This window comes from Lentzea pudingi (assembly GCF_014646255.1).
GTDB lineage: Bacteria > Actinomycetota > Actinomycetes > Mycobacteriales > Pseudonocardiaceae > Lentzea > Lentzea pudingi.
The window spans coordinates 335,926-354,107 of the sequence record NZ_BMNC01000007.1 but is presented as its reverse complement, the minus strand read 5'-3'; the positions used below and the strand labels follow the sequence as shown (position 1 = coordinate 354,107).

Below are 18,182 nucleotides of genomic sequence, written 5' to 3'. Positions count from 1 at the left end.
AGCCCAGACCCTCGCGACCTAACCTTCAGTTAGCCAGTCCAACTTCCGGGGACCAGTTCAGTTGGGAAGCCGCCCCCTTTTTTTGGACTAGAGGCGCGCGGCCGCGGCGAGCGTGCGCATGCCGCTCTCGAGCGTCGCGACCGTGGACTCGGGCACCTCGAAGCCGCAGACCTTCAGCCAGTTCGCGAGCATCCGGTGGCCGCCGTCGGTCAGCACCGACTCGGGGTGGAACTGCACACCCTCGACCGGGAGTTCCTTGTGGCGCATGCCCATCACGATGCCGGTCTCGGTCTTGCCGGTGACCTCGAACTCCGCCGGGATCGTCTCCGGCAGCACCGTCAACGAGTGGTAGCGCGTCGCGATGAACGGCTGCGGCACGCCGGCGAGCACACCCTTGCCCTCGTGGAAGACGATGCTCGTCTTGCCGTGCAACAACTCGGGCGCGCGATCCACCGTGCCGCCCCAGACCACACCGATGGCCTGGTGGCCGAGGCACACGCCGAAGACGGGTTTGCCGATGTCGGCGCACTTCTTGATGACGTCGATGCTCGCGCCCGCGCGCTCCGGCGTACCGGGGCCGGGGCTGACGAGGACACCGTCGACCTTGCCGATCTCATCGAGGTCCACCTCGTCGTTGCGCCGCACGACGCACTCCGCACCCAGCTGTGCCAGGTACTGGACCAGGTTGTAGACGAAGCTGTCGTAGTTGTCGACCACGAGCACGCGCATGAAGAGAGCCTAGTCGGTCGAGTCGAGTGAGTTAGCTCTCGTCTCCATGCAGGTAAGGCTACCCTAAAATAGGTGTCATGAGTCGCCCCTTGCGCGTCGCCATCGTCGGCGCTGGACCGGCAGGCGTGTACGCCGCCGACATCCTCACCAAGTCCGACGTCGACGCGCAGATCGACCTCTTCGAGAAGCTGCCGGCCCCTTACGGCCTGGTCCGCTACGGCGTCGCACCCGACCACCCGCGCATCAAGGGCATCGTCACGGCCCTGCAGAAGGTGCTCGACCGGCCGTCCGTCCGCTTCTTCGGCAACGTCGAGTACGGCGTCGACATCAAGCTCGACGACCTGCGCCAGTTCTACGACGCCGTCATCTTCTCCACCGGCGCCATGGCCGACCGCGCCCTCGACGTCCCCGGCATCGACCTGCCCGGCAGCTACGGCGCCGCGGACTTCGTGTCCTGGTACGACGGCCACCCCGACGTCCCGCGCACCTGGCCGCTGACCGCCGAGTCCGTCGCGGTGCTCGGCGTCGGCAACGTCGCCCTGGACGTCGCCCGCATCCTGGCCAAGACCGCGGACGAGCTGCTGGTCACCGAGATCCCGTCGAACGTCTACGAGGGCCTCGCGTCCTCCCCCGTCACCGACGTGCACGTCTTCGGCCGCCGAGGCCCGGCCCAGGCGAAGTTCACGCCGCTGGAACTGCGCGAGCTCGACCACTCCCCGAACGTCGAGGTCATCGTCCACGCCGAGGGCATCGAGTTCGACGAGGCCTCGATGCACGCGATCAGGACCAACAAGCAGGTCGAGATGATCGTGAAGACCCTCCAGGAGTGGGCGATCCGCGACGTCGGCACCCGCCCCCGCCGCCTGCACCTGCACTTCCTCGAAGCACCGGTCGAGGTGCTCGGCACCGACCACGTCACCGGCCTGCGCACCGAGACCCAGGAACTGACCGGCGACGGCAACGTCCGGGGCACCGGCACCTTCACCGACTGGGACGTCCAGGCCGTGTACCGCGCGGTCGGCTACCTCTCGACGCACCTGGCCGACATCCCGTTCGACCACGTCTCGGGCACGATCCCCCACCTCGCCGGCCGCGTGCTGGACCTCGACGAGGTGCCCATGCCCGGCGTCTACACGACGGGCTGGATCAAGCGCGGCCCGATCGGCCTCATCGGCCACACCAAGGGCGACGCCCTCGAGACCATCACCAGCCTCCTGGAAGACGCCGCCGCACTGCCTCCCGCCACCTCGCCCTCGCCGGCGTCGGTGGTCGAGTTCCTGGAGCAGCGCGGCGTGCCGTTCGTGACGAACGAGGGCTGGAGCAGGCTCGACGCGCACGAGATCGCACTGGGTGCGGCACACGGCCGTGAGCGCGTGAAGGTCGTTTCGCGCGAGGAGATGACCACGATCTCGAACGGCTGATCGCCGTTCCTCGATGAAACCGCCACCGTGTGGGACCGGTGGCGGTTTCACTTATTTCGGTCGCGCCCACACGGACACTTAGCTCGTGAACACCAAGCTCCGCGACCGCTTACTTCGCCTCAACGTCGACCTCGCCGCCACCAGGCTGTCGACCGAGGACGCGATCCGGCTCGCGTGCGACCTGCTCGTCGCCGAGGTGGACATGCCCGCCGTGGTTGAGTTGGCCAGCGCGTCCGTCAGGTCCACCTGCACGCCGGACGCGGCGCTGCTGACCGTGCTGTGGTCGTTCGGCTTGGAACTCGACAACGTCGATCTCTTGCCGGGAGCGCTGTCGCTCGAAGAAATCATCAGCACCGCCGACGCCGAGCTCACGAGGTGGACGGCATGAGTTCCGACGCGCTGCTCCGCCTCAACGTCGACCTCGCCGACAACGCGATCGACCCGGAACGGGTCGTGTGGCTCGCGTGCGACATGCTGGTCGCGGGCATCGACTCCCCCGCTCTGCGGGAACTCGCCGGCGAGTCACCGACCAGGCTCGAGAAGCGGGACGCCGATGCACTGGTCGAGCAGGTCCTCCTCGAACTCGGCATCACACCGATGTCCTACGAGGACGCCGACTGGTTCCTCGGCCGCGAAGCCGCTCTACAGGTCGTCGCCGGTGTGCCGCGTGCCGAGTGGGACGACGCGACCTGGCGCATCACTCAGAGGGTGAACGACGAGGAGGACGGGGTGTACTGGGCGCTGGCGCGGTACGACACCGACCCCGAGCCGTTCCTCGGCTACGTCCGCGAGTACCTGCGACTCGCCGAGGAGCGGCTCACTGCGTCGTGACGTTGTTGAACGGCAGCTTCGGCTCCGCCCACGGGAACACCACGAACATCAGCAGCGCGACGATGCCGACGACCAGCACGACCGCCTCGACGACCCGCAGGTACAGCGGGCCCGGCAGGTGCCGCCAGATCCAGCTGTACATCAGCCCTCCGTCATCTCTGGCGGCACGAAGCCGTCGGCCACCGGGTAGCTCTTGGTCTCGATGGCGTGCACGATCAGCCGCTGCTTGTCCGAAAAACGCGGGTGGCAGGTCGTCAGGGTCAGCAGGCGGGCCTGCTTGTCGGCGGGCACGGGGGCGCCCACGTGGTGCGGGATCGGTGCGATGACCTCGCCCTGGGTCGGAACGACGATCTCCTGGCCGACGGTCTTCGCGTACGCGTCACCCAGCGTCGTCGACAGCGGGGCGACGCCGGTGCAGGCGGCTTCCTTCGACTTCGGGTTCGTCGCCCAGCCCGCCACCTCGCTGCTCATCGGCAGGACGCGGTAGACGAACCACTGGGTCTGGGTCTGCACGACGATCGAGTTGCAGGACTGGAGCAGGTCGAGGTCGTTGAACGGCGCGCCCTTGCCGACGCGGTGGCCCGCGATGGAGAAGTTGCCCGCCTCGCCCGGCTGGGCGGTGTCCTTGTAGTGGCCGGGGCCGATCTCGAGGTGCTTGTCCGTGGTGCCCTCGACGACGGAGAACTTCCAGTCGTTGCCGAAGACCGGGATGTACATCTTCGCGAAGGCCTTGCCCTCGATGAGGTTGAGCTGCGACTTGCGGTTCGGGTCGGCCGGGGGCGGCGTGACGACGTTCGAGCTCCATTCGGAGTCGAGCGCGGCGGTCGCGTCCTGCTGCTTCTCCGCGGAGAGCAGGTCCGTCACGTAGACCTCGTAGACGACGAACAGCAGTACGACCAGGCCCATCGTGATGAGGGCTTCGCCGACGCCGCGCACGGTCTTGCGCGCGAGGCTGTCCGGCGGCAGGGCGTCCTTGGGCGCCGGCTCGTCGTCGTAGTACTCGTCATCGTCGTAGTACTCGTCGTCGTAGTCGTCCTCGACGCGCGGGATCACCTCGGTGGGGGGATCGACCGGGCGCGGACGCGGAGGCATCGGCCGGCGGGGCATCCCGCCCGGCGGCGTTCCGGGAGGCGGGCCGGGACGACCCGGCTGCGGCATCCCGCGCGCGGGCGTGCCCGGTGGCGGACCCTGCAGCGGCGGTGGCTGGAACGGCGGCGGTGGCTGGAACGGCGGCGGCCGGCGGTGCTGCGCCTGGCCGTTCGGCGGGAGACTTCCGGAGAAAGCGCTGGTGAACTGGGTCGCCTCCGGCGGCGGTACAGGCTGGGGCGACTGCGAGGCCCGCACGTGCTGCAGGTCGTCACGACGAGGTACAGGACGCCGTGGAGGCGGCTGCTGGGGTCCCGAGTTCACCTAGAACCTCCGCACGGACTGTGAACTGAAAACAACTGCGTCTACAAGGATGGTTCGCTGACCACCGCCGCTACGTTAACGTGTCTACCGAGTAGTGCACGTAAACTTGCGTCACTCACGGATTCCACGTCAGGCGAGGACAGCATGCCCAAGTCGAAGGTCCGGAAGAAGGCGGTCTACACCGCACCCACTGACCGCCGCACGCCGGTCAAGGTCAAGGCAGCGGGGCCGTCTCACCCGGTCTACGTCGTTGTCATGCTCGGCTTCATGCTGCTGGGCCTCGCGTGGCTGGTCGTCAACTACATCGCCGCCGAGAAGATCCCGTTCATGCTCGAGCTGGGCGCGTGGAACTTCGCGATCGGCTTCGCGCTGATGATCATCGGCCTGCTGATGACGATGCGCTGGCGCTAGGCGCTCGGCAAGTCACCGTTCGTAGAGGTCGGCCCGGACGTCACACGTCCGGGCCGACCTTTGTTCGCTCCAGGTTCACCTGGTTCATCCGAGCGTCACCGAAGCACACAGCTGTAAGTCATCCCCATTGGGGACAAGTCCTGTGGACAACTTTGCACCAAAATGCACAAGCGACGGTTTTCCCTCATGCGGACCCGTTCAGTTGTCCACATTTCATGCGGGACACTCGACAGTGTGACTCGAACCTGGTCGACGCCCGTCTCGCTGGTCGCCGTCGCGTGGGTGGCCGCCCTCGCTCTCGCCGTCGCGGCGTTCCTCGCCGACGACAACGCGGGCCGTCTCCTCATCGGACTGGCGACGTTGCTGGTCACCTGCCTCGCGGCGTTCGCCACGATCGCGCGGCCCAGGCTCACCGCGGACGCCGATGGCCTGGCCGTGCGCGGGTTCGCGGGCACGACGCTGCTGCCGTGGCACGAGGTGAAGGTGAAGCTGCAGACCACCCGCCGGCTCGGCAGGGAACAGCAGACGTTGGAACTCGACGCCGACGACCGCCTCGTGGTGCTCACGAGATTGGACCTCGGCGCCGACCCCGAAGAAGTCGCCGGAGTGCTGCACGCGCTGCGGCCGTGAATCAGTTCTAGCGGCACGTCCTGGCGTACTCGAGGACGAGTTCCGCCGCTGTGTCGAGTTCGGAGGCACGCAACACGAACATGACTCCGAGCAACAACGCGGCCGCCGCCACAGCGCCGATCTGGTAGGCGTCGCGGTTCTTCCGCGGTGCCCTGACCAGCGCGAGCGTCAGCAGGCCACCGATCACGAACCCGCCCAGGTGCCCGAGCAGCGAGGCGTTGGTGAAGAGGTTCGACACCAGGTTGATGCCGACGACCACGAGGATCGTCGAGATGTCCCGCTTCTGCCGCTTGAACACGATCAGCAGCGCGCCCATCAGGCCGAACACCGCGCCGGACGCTCCGGCGAGCTGCTGGCAGACGGTGCCGAAGTAGAACGCGGCCGCACTGCCGCCGAGCAGCGACAGGAAGTACACGGCGCTGTACCGCAGCTTGCCCAGCTCCTGCTCGACCACCGGACCCACGACGAACAGCGCCGCCATGTTGAGCGCGAGGTGGATCAGGCCGAAGTGCATGAAGCCCGACGTCAGGATGCGCCACCACTCACCGTTGGCGGTGAGCTCCGGGATCATCGACGTCGCCGTGAACAGGCCGGCCCGCTGGTTGTTCATCGGGCTGCCGGACTGGACGACCGTGACCACGTAGGCGATCACGTTGAGCGCGATCATCACCTGCGTGATGATCGGCCTGCCGGTCGACACCACCGCGCCCGCGGACGTGCGGGCCTGGCGGACCGAACGGGCGCCCTCGTTCACGCAGTCGACGCAGTGCATGCCGACCGAGGCGTCGCGCAGACAGTCCGGGCACGCCGGACGGTCGCACCTGGAGCAGCGCAGCCGGGTGGGCCGATCGGAATGACGCACGCAGACCGGTAGGTCCGGCTGCGCTCCGATCGGCCCGTCCGGTGGCACGGGGGCGTTGCTCACGCGCGTTCGATCGTGATCCGCTCGATCTTGATGTCGTTGACCGGACGGTCGCCCGCGCCGGTCGTGGTGCCGCCGATCGCGTCGACGACGTTGCGCGACTCCTGGTCCGCGACCTCACCGAAGATCGTGTGCTTGAAGTTCAGCCACGTCGTCGGCGCCACGGTGATGAAGAACTGGGACCCGTTGGTGTTGGGCCCGGCGTTCGCCATCGCGAGGATGTACGGCCTGTTGAACTGGAGGTCCGAGTGGAACTCGTCGGCGAAGCGGTAGCCGGGGCCACCGCGACCGGTACCGGTCGGGTCTCCGGTCTGGAGCATGAAGCCCGCGATGACGCGGTGGAACAGGGTGCCGTCGTAGAACGGACCCGACTTGGTACCGCTCGCGTTCGCCTCGGTGTAGTCCTTGGTGCCCTCGGCGAGCCCGACGAAGTTCGCCACCGTCTTGGGGGCGTGGTCGGGGAGGAGGTTGATCCGGATGTCGCCCTGCGTGGTGTGCAGGGTCGCCGTCACCTTGGTCCCGACGAAGGATTCGTTGCTGTCAGCCACCACCCCATCGTGCCATCACAGGCGGCGATGTTCAGAAACGGGCACGATGGGTACACCTGTTGACATCACCGGACGACAACGTGTGGAGCAGAGGATGGACGAGGTGGACGTCATGACCCGGGCCGGCGAGAACGTTGGCAAGGCTGTCGGCACCGGTCTGAAGGCCGCCCGCCAGGGAGTCGTTCGCGCTGGTCACGTCGCCGAGGCCAAGCTGGCCGACCGCGGCATCACAGCAGACCAGGTTCGCGGCGCACTCGTCGAGCGGGCAGACACGCTCATGGGCAAGGCCGAGGACTGGGAGAAGCAGACGCGCCGCTCACGCAAGCGGCTCGCCAAGAAGAGCGCGAAGACGCGCGCCGACCTCATGGGCAAGGCCGAGGTCGTGCGCAAGGAAGTGAAGAAGGCGGCCAAGGGCGCCCGCAAGGACGCGAAGGTGCGCGCCAAGGAGATCCGCAAGGCCGCGGCCCAGCTCGGTGCCGACGCACCGAAGCGCCGTCGCTGGCCGTGGGTGCTGGGTCTGCTGATCGCGGCCGCGGCTGCCGGCTACGTCGCGATGACGCGCAGGCCGCAGGAGATCCAGCTGCAGGACGACGAGGAGCAGGCCCCGCACGCGGAGCCCGTCCTCAACGGCCAGGTGCCGTCCCAGAAGGAGCCGATCAGGTAGGTCAGAGCTTCAGGCCCTTGATCGCCTCTTCGGCGATGCGCCGGGCCTTGATCGACTGCTTTTGATTGCTCGTGACGACCACAGCGGCGTCGTTCTTCGCCACGGCGTAGACGACGCCGCTGTTGTCGTTCACGTACCCTCCGGTCCAGCCGGTGGGCGAGTTCGCGGGCTGTGAACCATCCGGCGCCGCCTCGTTCACGATGAGCTTCGCAACGCTCTCGGCACCCACGTACACACGCACGGTCAACTGAACCTCAGTTGCATTGGCGTAGAAAAAACACGTTGGGTGAGGTTCGTCCGTTGACAGTTTCACTTTGGGTACACGCTGACCGTTGGCTTCAGCCACGAAAGCGGTCGCCAGGTACGGGCAGGTGCCGTCGTTCGCGGGCTGGGGCGCGGGCGGCACTGTCGGAGCCGCGCTGGTCGTGGTGGTGACCTGCTTGGTCTGCGTCGTCGGCACCGGCGCGTTCTGGGCATCAGGGGTGCCACACGCGGCGAGGACGCCGAGCAGGGGCAGCAACAGTGCTCGTTTCATAGGGGCAACAGTCAACCAGATACCAAAAGCGCCTTGAGCGGCACACTCTAAATTGGTCCATACCTTTTGTGCCTGCCCCCTGCCCCCGCCCCCCCGGAAGGACCCGATCATGGAGTTCCTGGAGCAACGACGAGAGCACGCCCTCGCGCTCTTCCGCATCATCATCGGCCTGTTCTTCGTGTTCCACGGGGTGCAGAAACTGTCCAAGGGCGTCGACCTGATCTCGTGGCCCTCCGGCCCCATGGCCCTGATCGAACTGATCGGCGGCGGCCTGATCGCCATCGGCCTCTGGACCCGCTGGGCCGCTCTGCTCAGCTCGGGCGCCATGGCCTACGCCTACTTCGTCGTCCACCAGCCGAAGGCCCTGCTCCCGATCGAGAACGGCGGCGAACTGGCGGCGATCTACTCCTGGGCGTTCCTCCTGCTGGCCTTCACGGGCGCAGGCGCCTGGAGCATCGACGCCCTGCGCAAGAGCCCGAAGAAGTCACTAGCCGCAGCGTGACGTGAAGTGACACCCACAATGCACTGAAGCCCTCGTTCGCAACGCCGCGAACGAGGGCTTCAGCACGAGAGAGTGGGGCTCGGCCCCGGAAAGCAAATGGCTCGCGCTCTTTGCGAGCACGAGCCATTGATACGTGGAGACGAGGGGAATCGAACCCCTAACCCCCGCCTTGCAAAGGCGGTGCTCTGCCAATTGAGCTACGTCCCCGAGCCTGAGGGCGGCGGACCACCCGTCAGAGCGAAGATCAGTCGGTGGGAGCGGTGGCCTCGCGCCACAGGTCCGCGTCGGCCTTGGCCGAACGGCTGCGCTTCACGAAGAACAGAACCGCACCGGCGACCACGACGAGTGCGATGATCTTCTTAGCCACTTCGAATCCCTCCCAAAGACCAAAAAGCAAGCGACCCCACCACGTTACAGCAACCGGTCCGGCGCTGAGCGATCAACTGTGATGGGGGTTCCGGGGGCTTGCCCCCGGCCGGGGGTCTGGGGGCTTGGCCCCCAGATAAGAAACGATGATTCGGGCTGTGGTCGGCGCTTTCTGCCGACACAATTGTCCCCGAATCGAGTGGGCCTAGGAGGACTTGAACCTCCGACCTCTTCATTATCAGTGAAGCGCTCTAACCGCCTGAGCTATAGGCCCTCGATCAACTGTCACCCCTTGGGGCGACGAGGAGAACCTTACAGGATCGTCCTCGCCGCTCCCAAATCGGGGGTCACTCACGCTCGGAGAGCGTCAACTCCAAGCCACCGGCCAGATCCGCGGACACGTTGTAGACGAACGCGCCGACGGTCGCGAGGGCCGTGAACAGCACGATGTTGACGGCGCCGATGATCGCCGAGACGCCGAACACGCGGCCGGCACTGATCAGCGGTTCGCCCGGCTCGTTGGCCTGGAGCAGGTCGTTCGCGGTGCTGTTGATCTTGTCCCAGACGCCCATGCCGTGCAGGACACCGTAGAGCACGCCGACCGCCACGAGCCACACGAAGAACAGCGCGACGCCCAGCACCAGGGCGAGCTTGAGGACCGACCACGGGTCGACGCGCTTCACCTGGAGCGAGGCGCGACGCGGGCCGCGGCCGGGGCGGCGGGCCGACGGGGTGGACGCGGCGGGGCGGGCCCCGCTGCTGCCCATGTTCACCGACGTGCGGCTGCTGCCGAGGCCGACCGGCACTGCCGAGCCCGTGACCACCGGCTTCTGCACCTTGACGGTGTCCGGGTCGGTCTGCGGGAAGGCGGGGGCCGGTTCAGCGGCGGACGGCACGGGCGGCGCGGCCGGAGCCGTGTACGTCTCGGTCGTGTCGCTCTGAGCCGCTTCCGTGTCGTTCGTCACGCGCTGCCAGGGCGGCGGTGTCGAGACGACGACCGGCTCGTCCGCGGCCGGCGCCGGGGTCGGAGCGGCGGCGCCGAGCGACACCGTCTTCTCCTCCGCCGGCGCGGCCGGGGTGGCTGCCGGAGCGGGAGTCGCCGGCTTCTCCTGCGCGGGTGCGCTCGGCTTCTCCTGCACGGGGGCGGCGGCCTCGGCCGCTTTCTCCGCCGACACGGGCTTGGTCTTGTCCTGCGCGGTTCCACCCGAGGAACCGGAGGCCGCTGCCGAGTCCGCCTTCTTCTCGGCGGGCTTGGGCACGGAATTCTGCGGAGTCGGTTTGGTGATCACCGCGGTCTTGTCCGCGTCCCGACCTTCGCGGTTCTCGGGTGGAGTCACGAGCTTGTCCTTGACCTCTCGCTAGCGATTCCGGCTACTCGGCCGAGTCGGTGGGGGTGGCTGCCTCGTCGACGGCAGAATCCTCCGCGACAGACGTCTCACCGATAGTGACGTCGACGGCCTCATCCGCGTTGCGTGCGACGGCGATCAAAGTGGTGCTCTCACCGAGGTTCATCAGCCGCACGCCCTTCGTCTGCCGTCCAGCCTTGCGCACCTGCTCGGCCCGAGTCCTGATGACCCCGCCGCTCGAGGTGATGGCGTAGAGCTCGTCGTCGACGTCGACGATGAGCGCGCCTACCAGCCTGCCACGTCGGCGGTCGTGCTGAATGGTCAGCACACCCTTGCCGCCACGCCCCTGGACCGGGTAGTCCTCGATGGGCGTTCGCTTCGAGTACCCACCGTCCGTCGCGACCAAAACGAACAGTCCTTCTTGGACGACGCCGACGGAGAGCAGCTCGTCATCGGCGTTGAAACGCATGCCCTGCACGCCTGACGTGGCACGACCCATCGGACGCAGCACGTCGTCGGTCGCGTGGAAGCGAATCGACTGGCCGTCGGCGGACACCATGAGCAGGTCGTCATCTGCCGAGCACAGCACGGCTCCGACGAGCTCGTCGTCCTCACGGAGGTTGATGCCGATAAGTCCACCCGATCGGTTGGAATCGAAGTCGGTGAGCTTCGACTTCTTGACCAGACCCTTCCGGGTGGCGAGCACGAGGTACGGCGACACCTCGTAGTTCTTGATCTGGATGACCTGCGCGATCTCCTCGTCCGGCTGGAACGCGAGGAGGTTCGCGACGTGCTGGCCACGCGCGTTGCGGTTCGCCTCGGGCAGCTCGTACGCCTTCGTGCGGTACACACGACCCTTGTTCGTGAAGAACAGGATCCAGTCGTGCGTCGAGCACACGAAGAAGTGCGCGACGATGTCGTCCTGCTTGAGCTGTGCGCCCTGCACGCCCTTGCCGCCACGCTTCTGCGCCCGGTAGAGGTCGGTCTTGGTGCGCTTCGCGTAGCCGGTGCGCGTGATCGTGACGACCACGTCCTCGACCGCGATCAGGTCCTCCATGGACACGTCGCCGTCGAACGGGATGATCTTCGTGCGGCGGTCGTCGCCGAACTTGTCCACGATCGCCGTGAGCTCGTCGCGCACGATCGTGCGCTGCCGCTCCGGCTTCTCGAGGATGTCCTTCAGGTCAGCGATCTCGACCTCGATCTCGGACAACTGGTCGATGATCTTCTGGCGCTCCAGGGCCGCGAGGCGGCGGAGCTGCATCTCGAGGATCGCGTTGGCCTGGACCTCGTCGACGTCGAGGAGCTCCATCAGGCCCGTGCGCGCGATGTCCGGCGTCTCGGACCGCCGGATCAACGCGATGACGGCGTCGAGCTGGTCGAGCGCCTTCACCAGGCCGCGCAGGATGTGCGCGCGCTCCTCGGCCTTGCGCAGGCGGAACCGCGTGCGCCTGACGATGACCTCGATCTGGTGCTTCACGTAGTGGCGGATCATCTGGTCGAGGCGCAGCGTGCGCGGCACACCGTCGACCAGCGACAACATGTTCACACCGAACGAGTACTGCAGCTGGGTGTGCTTGTAGAGGTTGTTCAGCACGACCTTCGCCACCGCGTCGCGCTTGAGCGTGACGACGATGCGCATGCCGATGCGGCGGTTCGACTCGTCGGCGATGTTCGCGATGCCGGTGAGCTTCGCGTCGCGGACCAGCGACGCGATGTTCTCGACCAGGTTGTCCGGGTTCACCTGGTACGGCAGCTCGGTGACGACCAGGATCGTGCGGCCCTTGGCGTCCTCGTCCATCTCGACGACCGCGCGCATGCGGACCGAGCCGCGGCCGGTGCGGTACGCGTCCTCGATGCCGGAGGTGCCGAGGATCTGGCCGTACGTCGGGAAGTCGGGGCCCTTGATCCGGGCGATCATGGCTTCGAGGGTCTCCTCGTCGGAGGCCTCGAAGTTGTCCAACGCCCACACGACGCCCTCCGCGACCTCGCGGAGGTTGTGCGGCGGGATGTTGGTCGCCATGCCGACCGCGATGCCCGAGCTGCCGTTGATCAGCAGGTTCGGGATGCGCGACGGCAGGACCGTCGGCTCCTGGATGCGGCCGTCGTAGTTGTCGCGGAAGTCGACGGTGTCTTCCTCGATGTCGGCCAGCATCTGCATGGCCAACGGGGAGAGCCGGCATTCCGTGTTGTGGCTGACGAACCCGTCCGTGACGAACGCGTGGTCGTCCGTGTCGACCCGCAGGCTGAACACCGGCTGCACACCCGCGTCCGTCACCGAAGTGACCTCTGCGTAGTAGAACCGGCCGTCCACCAACGGTTCGACGACATCGAGCACCTCACGGTTCGTGACCCGCTCGGCGATCTCGTCGCGGTTGTACTCCCACCGCTCGATCCTGTCGACGTTGTGCCGACGCAACCAGTCCTGCTCAGTCCAGCGGCTCGCACCGTTCGACCGGATGTACTCACCGACGAACGGCACGTGGTCGCTGCTCATCGCGCGGCTCTCGACCGGAATCGTGTCGAGGATCGCGGCCAGCTTGTCCTGCTTGGTGCCGAGGAAGCCGACGCGCTGCGAGAACAACCGCGCGTCGCGGCGGTTGGTGATGACGACCTTGATCTCGCCGCTGTCGTAGCTCACCTGCGAGCTGACGACACCGAACTCCAGCAGCAACTGCTGCACCTCGCGCGCCAACTGAGCGCTGCGCGTCGAGTACGAGATCTGCACCGTGTTCCGCGGCAACGCCGAAGCTGATCCGTCACCCGTGAACAACGAGCTGAGGAATGCGCGCTTGACCGTGTGACCGCTCTGCCAAATGAACTCCGGCACGCGCTTGGCCGCGCTCCGCTGACCGATCATCTCAGCGAGCGGGCTCTCGCGGAACGCCGCCAGGTTCTGGATGTCCAGCTCGTGCAGCAGCGAACCCGACTCGATGACGTGGGAGCCGACATACCGACGACCACCTACGACGAGGTCGTATGAGTCGAGCACGAAGTCGAAGTAGGACTTGTCGATGTTGTTGAAGCCGGCGCGGGTCTCCGATGCGAAGCCCTCGCTCACGAAACCGCCGGCGAGGATGCCCGCCGCGTACTCCTTGACGACCGTGGTGGTGCCGAGCTCCTGCTGGGTGCGCTGCAGGGCCACGCGGTCGCCCGGCTGGATCTCCTCCAGCAGCTTCCACAGCAGCGTCGGCACACCGAGCACGGTCACCAGGCACAGCACCGGGTGGTTGTGCGTGCCGGTGAGCTCGAAGCCGTTCTTGGTGCGCAGCTTCAACGTCGGGTGCTCACCAGAGTGAAACAGCATGTCGGCCAGCACCGGGTCACCGTTGCGGTCGAGCACCTTGAGGTCGATCGGGTTGTCGCTGTTCGGCAGCGCACCCGGCACGATGTCGCCGATCCGCACGGTCGAGCCGTCAGCCAGCTTGATCCGCGTTTGCGAAGGCACGCAGTACCTCATGGCGGCGGCCGGATCGTTGCCGACAGAGCCGAAGTTGCCCTGGCCCTGGATCAACGGGTAGCGCAGCGCCCACGGCTGGGCGAGACGCACCAACGCGTCGTAGATCGCCGAGTCACCGTGGGGGTGGTAGTTGCCCATCACGTCGCCGACGACGCGCGCGCACTTGTTGAAGCCGCGGTCGGGGCGGAAGCCGGAGTCGAACATCGAGTACAGAACGCGGACGTGCACGGGCTTGAGCCCGTCCCGCACGTCCGGCAGCGCACGACCCACGATGACGGACATCGCGTAGTTGATGTACGAGTTCTGCATCTCCTGCTGGATCTCGACCGGCTCGATGCGGTCGTGCTGCGGGGGCAGAGTCGTCTCGCTCACTGTTCTCTTTCCTTCTCGCCAGAAACGCCAGGATGCCTAGGGATCAAGACCGAACTCAGATGTCCAGGAACTTGATGCTCTTGGCGTTGCGGGTGATGAACGAACGGCGTGCTTCGACGTCCTCGCCCATGAGCACGCTGAACAGCTCGTCGGCGGTGGCCGCGTCGTCCATGGTGACCTGGCGCAGGATCCGGTTCGCCGGGTCCATCGTGGTCTCCCACAGCTCCTCGGCGTTCATCTCGCCGAGACCCTTGTACCGCTGGATGTTGTCTTCCTTGCCGAGGCGCTTGCCGCCGGCGAGACCGTCCTTGATCACGGCGTCGCGCTCGCGGTCGGAGTAGGCGTACTCCGGGTCGGTGCGCTGCCACTTGATCTTGTAGAGCGGCGGCTGCGCGAGGTACACGTGGTTGTGCTCGATGAGCGGCTGCATGAAGCGGAACAGCAGCGTGAGCAGCAGCGTGCGGATGTGCTGGCCGTCGACGTCGGCGTCGGCCATCAGCACGATCTTGTGGTAGCGCAGCTTCGACAGGTCGAACTCGTCGTGGATGCCGGTGCCCAGGGCCGTGATCAGCGACTGGACCTCGGTGTTCTTGAGGACGCGGTCGATGCGCGCCTTCTCGACGTTGATGATCTTGCCGCGGATCGGGAGGATGGCCTGGTACATGGAGTCCCGCCCCTCCTTGGCTGAGCCGCCTGCGGAGTCGCCCTCGACGATGTAGAGCTCGCAGCGCTCCGGCTCGGTCGAGCGGCAGTCCTTCAGCTTGCCGGGCAGGCCGCCGATGTCGAGCGCGCCCTTGCGGCGCACCAGCTCACGGGCCTTGCGCGCGGCCATGCGGGCCTGTGCCGACGACACCGACTTGATGACGATCGTCTTGGCCTCGTTGGGGTGGCGCTCGAACCAGTCGGCGAGGTGCTCGTTCGTCGACTTCTGCACGAACGACTTCGCCTCGCTGTTGCCCAGCTTGGTCTTCGTCTGGCCCTCGAACTGGGGCTCCTTGAGCTTCACCGAGATGATGGCCGCGAGACCCTCGCGGATGTCGTCACCGGTGAGGTTCGTGTCCTTCTCCTTGAGGAGCTTCTTCTCGCGCGCGTACTCGTTGACCACCCGGGTCAGCGCGGCGCGGAAGCCTTCCTCGTGCGTGCCGCCCTCGTGGGTGTTGATCGTGTTCGCGAAGGTGTAGACCGAGGCCGTGTAGCCGGTGTTCCACTGCATCGCGATCTCGACCTGGAGGTCGTCGCCCTGCACCTCGAAGCCGATCACCTTCTGGTGCACGGCCTCGCGCGTGTGGTTGATGTGGCGGACGAAGTCCTCCAGACCACCGGGGTAGTGGAAGACGCGCTCCTTCACCGCGGCCTTGTGGCCCTCGGCGTCGGCTTCCTCGTCCTCCGGCGAGACCCGCTCGTCGCGCAGGATGATCGTGATCCCCTTGTTGAGGAACGCCATCTCCTGCAGCCGGCGTGCGATCGTCTCGACGTTGTACTCGGTCGTCTCGAAGATGTCCGGGTCGGCCCAGAACGTGACGGTGGTGCCCGTCTCCGTCGTCGGCTCGCCCTTGCGCAGCTCGTGCGCGGGCTTGGAGCCCTCGTAGCGCTGGGTCCAGACGTGGCCCGCGTTCTTGATCTCCAGGTCGACGGCGGTGGACAGCGCGTTCACCACGGAGATGCCGACACCGTGCAGGCCACCGGACACCGCGTAGGAGTCGCTGTCGAACTTGCCGCCCGCGTGCAGCTTCGTCATGACGACCTCGACGGTCGGCACGCCTTCCACCGGGTGGATGCCGGTCGGGATGCCACGGCCGTCGTCGATGACCCGGATGCCGCCGTTGGCCAGCAGGGTGACGTCGACCGTCGTCGCGTAACCGGCCATCGCCTCGTCGACCGAGTTGTCCACGACCTCCTGGACCAGGTGGTGCAGACCGCGCTCGCCGGTGGAGCCGATGTACATACCCGGCCTCTTGCGCACTGCCTCGAGACCCTCGAGGACGGTGATCGAGGACGCGTCGTACTCGTTCTTCTTTTCTGACACGGGCCTGGAGTCTCCTCGCTGATGCGGGCAGGACCCGCACGATGTTCCCCGACTTACTGGGATGGGGGGTGGCACTCTCCTGTGATTCTACCGGTGCACCCCGACAGAACGGGGTCAAGGACACCTTTGATTCGGTCACAGAGCGCCTCAAGAAGCGCGAGACGGGTCGGGACGGCCGAAAAGGGGGTTCAAATCCGCAGGTGAACGCTCATTGAGCCGTAGAACGGCCGCTGAGCCCTTGACAGGACCTCACCCGTAGGTGTCACGCGGACCGCGCCCAGGCGCGTGCCTGGGGCCGTGTCGCCAGCTGGGAGCGTCCGGTCCCTTGATCTTGAGCTTCTTGACGACGCCGTTGCCCACGCCCGCGGCGATCCGTTTGATCAGCTCGCGCTGCAGGAGGCGCAGCTGGGTGGCCCACGCCGTCGACGACGCCTGGACCGTCAGTTCCCCGTCACTGAGAGCGATTGGCTTCGCGTGCTCGGCGACGTCCTCTCCTACTAATTTTGCCCAACGACCGAAGACCTGGCCACCCTGGAGTTGCTCGACCCAGCCGCGGTCCGCCGCGATCCTGGACGCGATCCGCCCGAGCGGCTGGGGGTCGCGGTCGTCCGGGCCCGGACCCGACCAGCGACGCCGGCGACGTTGGACCGGACGGCCCTTCGCCTTGCTCCCGGGCACCCGCCCGCGGGCCTTCGCGGCCGCTTTCGCCGCCTCCAGAGCGGCCCGTGCGAGGTCCGAACCCTTCAGAGGCTCACCCTCAGGTGTGAATGAACCTGTGGACAAGTCCGGATTTGTGACGGAGTTATCCACACCATCCACAGACTTGTCCCCAGATGTGTGGGCGGACACACCCGATCGAGCTACATGTGGGGGCCTCGAACCCCCAGAGTCAGCCTCGGAGTCAGACACGTCGCACCTCCCCGCCGTGGACCTCGAACCGGGCACCGGTCAGCTCGTCCGGAACGTCCTCGGCCACCGCCGCGGTGATCAGAACCTGCTCGGCGGCGGCCGCCACCTTGGCCAGTTGCCGCCGCCGGCCGCGATCGAGCTCCGCGAACACATCGTCCAGCACGAGCACCGGTTCGATGCCGTCGACACGCATCAGCTCGTACCCGCCGAGCCTCAGTGCGAGCGCGAACGACCATGACTCTCCGTGACTGGCGTAACCCTTCGCCGGGAGTTCGCCGAGCGTCAGGTCCAGGTCGTCCCGGTGGGGACCGACGAGGCACACACCGCGGTCGATCTCCTGCCTCCGCACCCGGTCGAGCTCGGCCAGCAGCAGGTCCTCGATGCTCTCCCGGTCGTCCGGCAGGTCGCCGACGCTCGACCGGTACGCGATGAGCGCCGGACGTGACTCCGGGGCGACCTCCGCGTATGCCGAGGTCACGTGGTCCGCCATGTCGCGGACCAGCTTCAACCGCGCGGCCAGCAGCTCCGCGCCGTGCTTCGCGAGGTGCCCGTCCCAGACGTCGAGCGTCGAGAGGTCCGCCGACCGCGAGTGCTTCACCGTTTTCAACAACGCGCTGCGCTGCTTCAGGACACGGTCGTAGTCACTGCGAACACCGGCATAGCGCGGTGCGCGCAACACGAGCATCTCGTCGAGGAACCGCCTCCGGTCGCTCGGATCGCCTCTCACGAGAGAGAGGTCCTCCGGTGCGAACAGCACGGTGCGCAGAATTCCGAGCACATCGCGCGGACGCGGCACCGGGCCCCGGTTGATGCGGGCCCGGTTCGACTTGCCGGCCGTGATCTCGAGTTCCACGAGCAGCTCGCGGTCGTCGTTGACCACGGCCGTCCGCACCACGGCGCGTTGCGCACCGTGCCGGATCAACGGCGCGTCGCTCGACACGCGGTGCGAACCCAGCGTCGCCACGTACCCGATCGCCTCGACCAGGTTCGTCTTGCCCTGGCCGTTGCGTCCGACGAGCACCGACGCGCCGGGCTCGAGCTCCAGGTCAGCGAGCTCCCACGACCGGAAGTCGCTGACCTGGAGGTGTCTGACGTGCACT

Annotated in this window: 18 protein-coding genes, 2 tRNA genes and 1 pseudogene; 7 read left to right on the top strand and 14 right to left on the bottom strand. The window is 67.0% G+C overall.

Features of this window, described 5'->3' with window-relative positions:
* Positions 1 to 87: 87 nt before the first annotated feature.
* Positions 88 to 729: an aminodeoxychorismate/anthranilate synthase component II gene (locus IEY88_RS26575; protein WP_189157541.1), complete on the bottom strand. Its 642-nt coding sequence runs from the start codon at positions 727 to 729 to the stop codon at positions 88 to 90.
* A gap of 77 nt (positions 730 to 806) precedes the next feature.
* Here IEY88_RS26575 and IEY88_RS26570 point away from each other — a divergent pair, with 77 nt between their 5' ends.
* The 3 genes from IEY88_RS26570 to IEY88_RS26560 all read left to right on the top strand — a co-directional run bounded on the left by IEY88_RS26570 (position 807) and on the right by IEY88_RS26560 (position 2,981).
* The gene (locus tag IEY88_RS26570) at positions 807 to 2,150 is read left to right on the top strand and encodes an FAD-dependent oxidoreductase (RefSeq protein WP_189157540.1); all 1,344 of its coding nucleotides are present in this window, start codon (positions 807 to 809) and stop codon (positions 2,148 to 2,150) included.
* Between the two features lie 85 nt (positions 2,151 to 2,235).
* Positions 2,236 to 2,538, top strand: a complete 303-nt coding sequence (locus IEY88_RS26565; protein WP_189157539.1) for a hypothetical protein — start codon at positions 2,236 to 2,238, stop codon at positions 2,536 to 2,538.
* Positions 2,535 to 2,981 carry a hypothetical protein gene (locus tag IEY88_RS26560; protein ID WP_189157538.1) on the top strand — a complete coding sequence of 149 codons (447 nt, stop codon included), beginning with the start codon at positions 2,535 to 2,537 and terminating at the stop codon, positions 2,979 to 2,981. Before IEY88_RS26565 ends, IEY88_RS26560 begins: the two co-directional genes overlap by 4 nt.
* On the opposite strand, the gene IEY88_RS26555 is transcribed toward IEY88_RS26560, so the two are convergent.
* Together IEY88_RS26555 and IEY88_RS26550 are read right to left on the bottom strand one after the other, a co-directional pair.
* A complete protein-coding gene (locus IEY88_RS26555) occupies positions 2,968 to 3,123 on the bottom strand; it encodes a hypothetical protein (protein ID WP_189157537.1) in 156 nt (51 codons plus the stop codon). The two genes, IEY88_RS26560 and IEY88_RS26555, sit on opposite strands and share 14 nt — an antisense overlap.
* Complete coding sequence (locus tag IEY88_RS26550) at positions 3,123 to 4,391, bottom strand: class E sortase (RefSeq protein WP_229693776.1); 1,269 nt, start codon at positions 4,389 to 4,391, stop codon at positions 3,123 to 3,125. The genes IEY88_RS26555 and IEY88_RS26550 overlap by 1 nt, the downstream gene beginning before the upstream one ends.
* Positions 4,392 to 4,535: 144 nt before the next feature.
* Here IEY88_RS26550 and crgA point away from each other — a divergent pair, with 144 nt between their 5' ends.
* Entirely contained in the window at positions 4,536 to 4,802 is a 267-nt protein-coding gene (gene crgA, locus IEY88_RS26545; RefSeq protein WP_030465604.1) for a cell division protein CrgA, read from the top strand.
* Between the two features lie 234 nt (positions 4,803 to 5,036).
* Entirely contained in the window at positions 5,037 to 5,432 is a 396-nt protein-coding gene (locus IEY88_RS26540) for a PH domain-containing protein (protein ID WP_229693775.1), read from the top strand.
* 7 nt (positions 5,433 to 5,439) lie between these two features.
* On the opposite strand, the gene IEY88_RS26535 is transcribed toward IEY88_RS26540, so the two are convergent.
* Together IEY88_RS26535 and IEY88_RS26530 are read right to left on the bottom strand one after the other, a co-directional pair.
* The gene (locus tag IEY88_RS26535; protein WP_229693774.1) at positions 5,440 to 6,357 is read right to left on the bottom strand and encodes a rhomboid family intramembrane serine protease; all 918 of its coding nucleotides are present in this window, start codon (positions 6,355 to 6,357) and stop codon (positions 5,440 to 5,442) included.
* The gene (locus IEY88_RS26530) at positions 6,354 to 6,902 is read right to left on the bottom strand and encodes a peptidylprolyl isomerase (protein ID WP_189157535.1); all 549 of its coding nucleotides are present in this window, start codon (positions 6,900 to 6,902) and stop codon (positions 6,354 to 6,356) included. The genes IEY88_RS26535 and IEY88_RS26530 overlap by 4 nt, the downstream gene beginning before the upstream one ends.
* A gap of 94 nt (positions 6,903 to 6,996) precedes the next feature.
* Here IEY88_RS26530 and IEY88_RS26525 point away from each other — a divergent pair, with 94 nt between their 5' ends.
* A complete protein-coding gene (locus tag IEY88_RS26525; protein ID WP_189157534.1) occupies positions 6,997 to 7,566 on the top strand; it encodes a hypothetical protein in 570 nt (189 codons plus the stop codon).
* Between the two features lies 1 nt (position 7,567).
* Here IEY88_RS26525 and IEY88_RS26520 read toward each other — a convergent pair whose 3' ends face one another.
* Positions 7,568 to 8,101: a DUF2020 domain-containing protein gene (locus IEY88_RS26520; RefSeq protein WP_189157533.1), complete on the bottom strand. Its 534-nt coding sequence runs from the start codon at positions 8,099 to 8,101 to the stop codon at positions 7,568 to 7,570.
* Between the two features lie 109 nt (positions 8,102 to 8,210).
* On the opposite strand from IEY88_RS26520, the gene IEY88_RS26515 reads away from it, so the two are divergent.
* Positions 8,211 to 8,603 (top strand): DoxX family protein, encoded by a 393-nt coding sequence (locus IEY88_RS26515; RefSeq protein WP_189157532.1) that lies wholly within the window; start codon positions 8,211 to 8,213, stop codon positions 8,601 to 8,603.
* A 134-nt stretch (positions 8,604 to 8,737) separates the two neighbouring features.
* Here the strand turns inward: IEY88_RS26515 and IEY88_RS26510 are convergent.
* The 8 genes and pseudogenes from IEY88_RS26510 to recF form a co-directional block, all read right to left on the bottom strand.
* A tRNA-Ala gene (locus IEY88_RS26510) sits at positions 8,738 to 8,810 on the bottom strand.
* A gap of 40 nt (positions 8,811 to 8,850) precedes the next feature.
* Positions 8,851 to 8,970 (bottom strand): annotated as a pseudogene (locus IEY88_RS44445) (DLW-39 family protein); the annotation flags it as partial.
* Positions 8,971 to 9,169: 199 nt separating this feature from the next.
* Positions 9,170 to 9,243: transfer RNA gene (locus IEY88_RS26505), tRNA-Ile, on the bottom strand.
* Positions 9,244 to 9,316: 73 nt separating this feature from the next.
* The gene (locus IEY88_RS26500; protein WP_373294192.1) at positions 9,317 to 10,018 is read right to left on the bottom strand and encodes a DUF3566 domain-containing protein; all 702 of its coding nucleotides are present in this window, start codon (positions 10,016 to 10,018) and stop codon (positions 9,317 to 9,319) included.
* A gap of 322 nt (positions 10,019 to 10,340) precedes the next feature.
* On the bottom strand, positions 10,341 to 14,147 hold the full coding sequence (gene gyrA / locus IEY88_RS26495) for an intein-containing DNA gyrase subunit A (RefSeq protein ID WP_189157531.1): 3,807 nt from the start codon (positions 14,145 to 14,147) through the stop codon (positions 10,341 to 10,343).
* Positions 14,148 to 14,202: 55 nt separating this feature from the next.
* Positions 14,203 to 16,173: a DNA topoisomerase (ATP-hydrolyzing) subunit B gene (gene gyrB / locus IEY88_RS26490; RefSeq protein WP_189157530.1), complete on the bottom strand. Its 1,971-nt coding sequence runs from the start codon at positions 16,171 to 16,173 to the stop codon at positions 14,203 to 14,205.
* A gap of 249 nt (positions 16,174 to 16,422) precedes the next feature.
* Positions 16,423 to 16,956 (bottom strand): DciA family protein, encoded by a 534-nt coding sequence (locus tag IEY88_RS26485; protein WP_229693773.1) that lies wholly within the window; start codon positions 16,954 to 16,956, stop codon positions 16,423 to 16,425.
* A gap of 118 nt (positions 16,957 to 17,074) precedes the next feature.
* Positions 17,075 to 18,181, bottom strand: a complete 1,107-nt coding sequence (recF, locus tag IEY88_RS26480; protein WP_189157529.1) for a DNA replication/repair protein RecF — start codon at positions 18,179 to 18,181, stop codon at positions 17,075 to 17,077.
* Position 18,182: the final 1 nt, after the last annotated feature.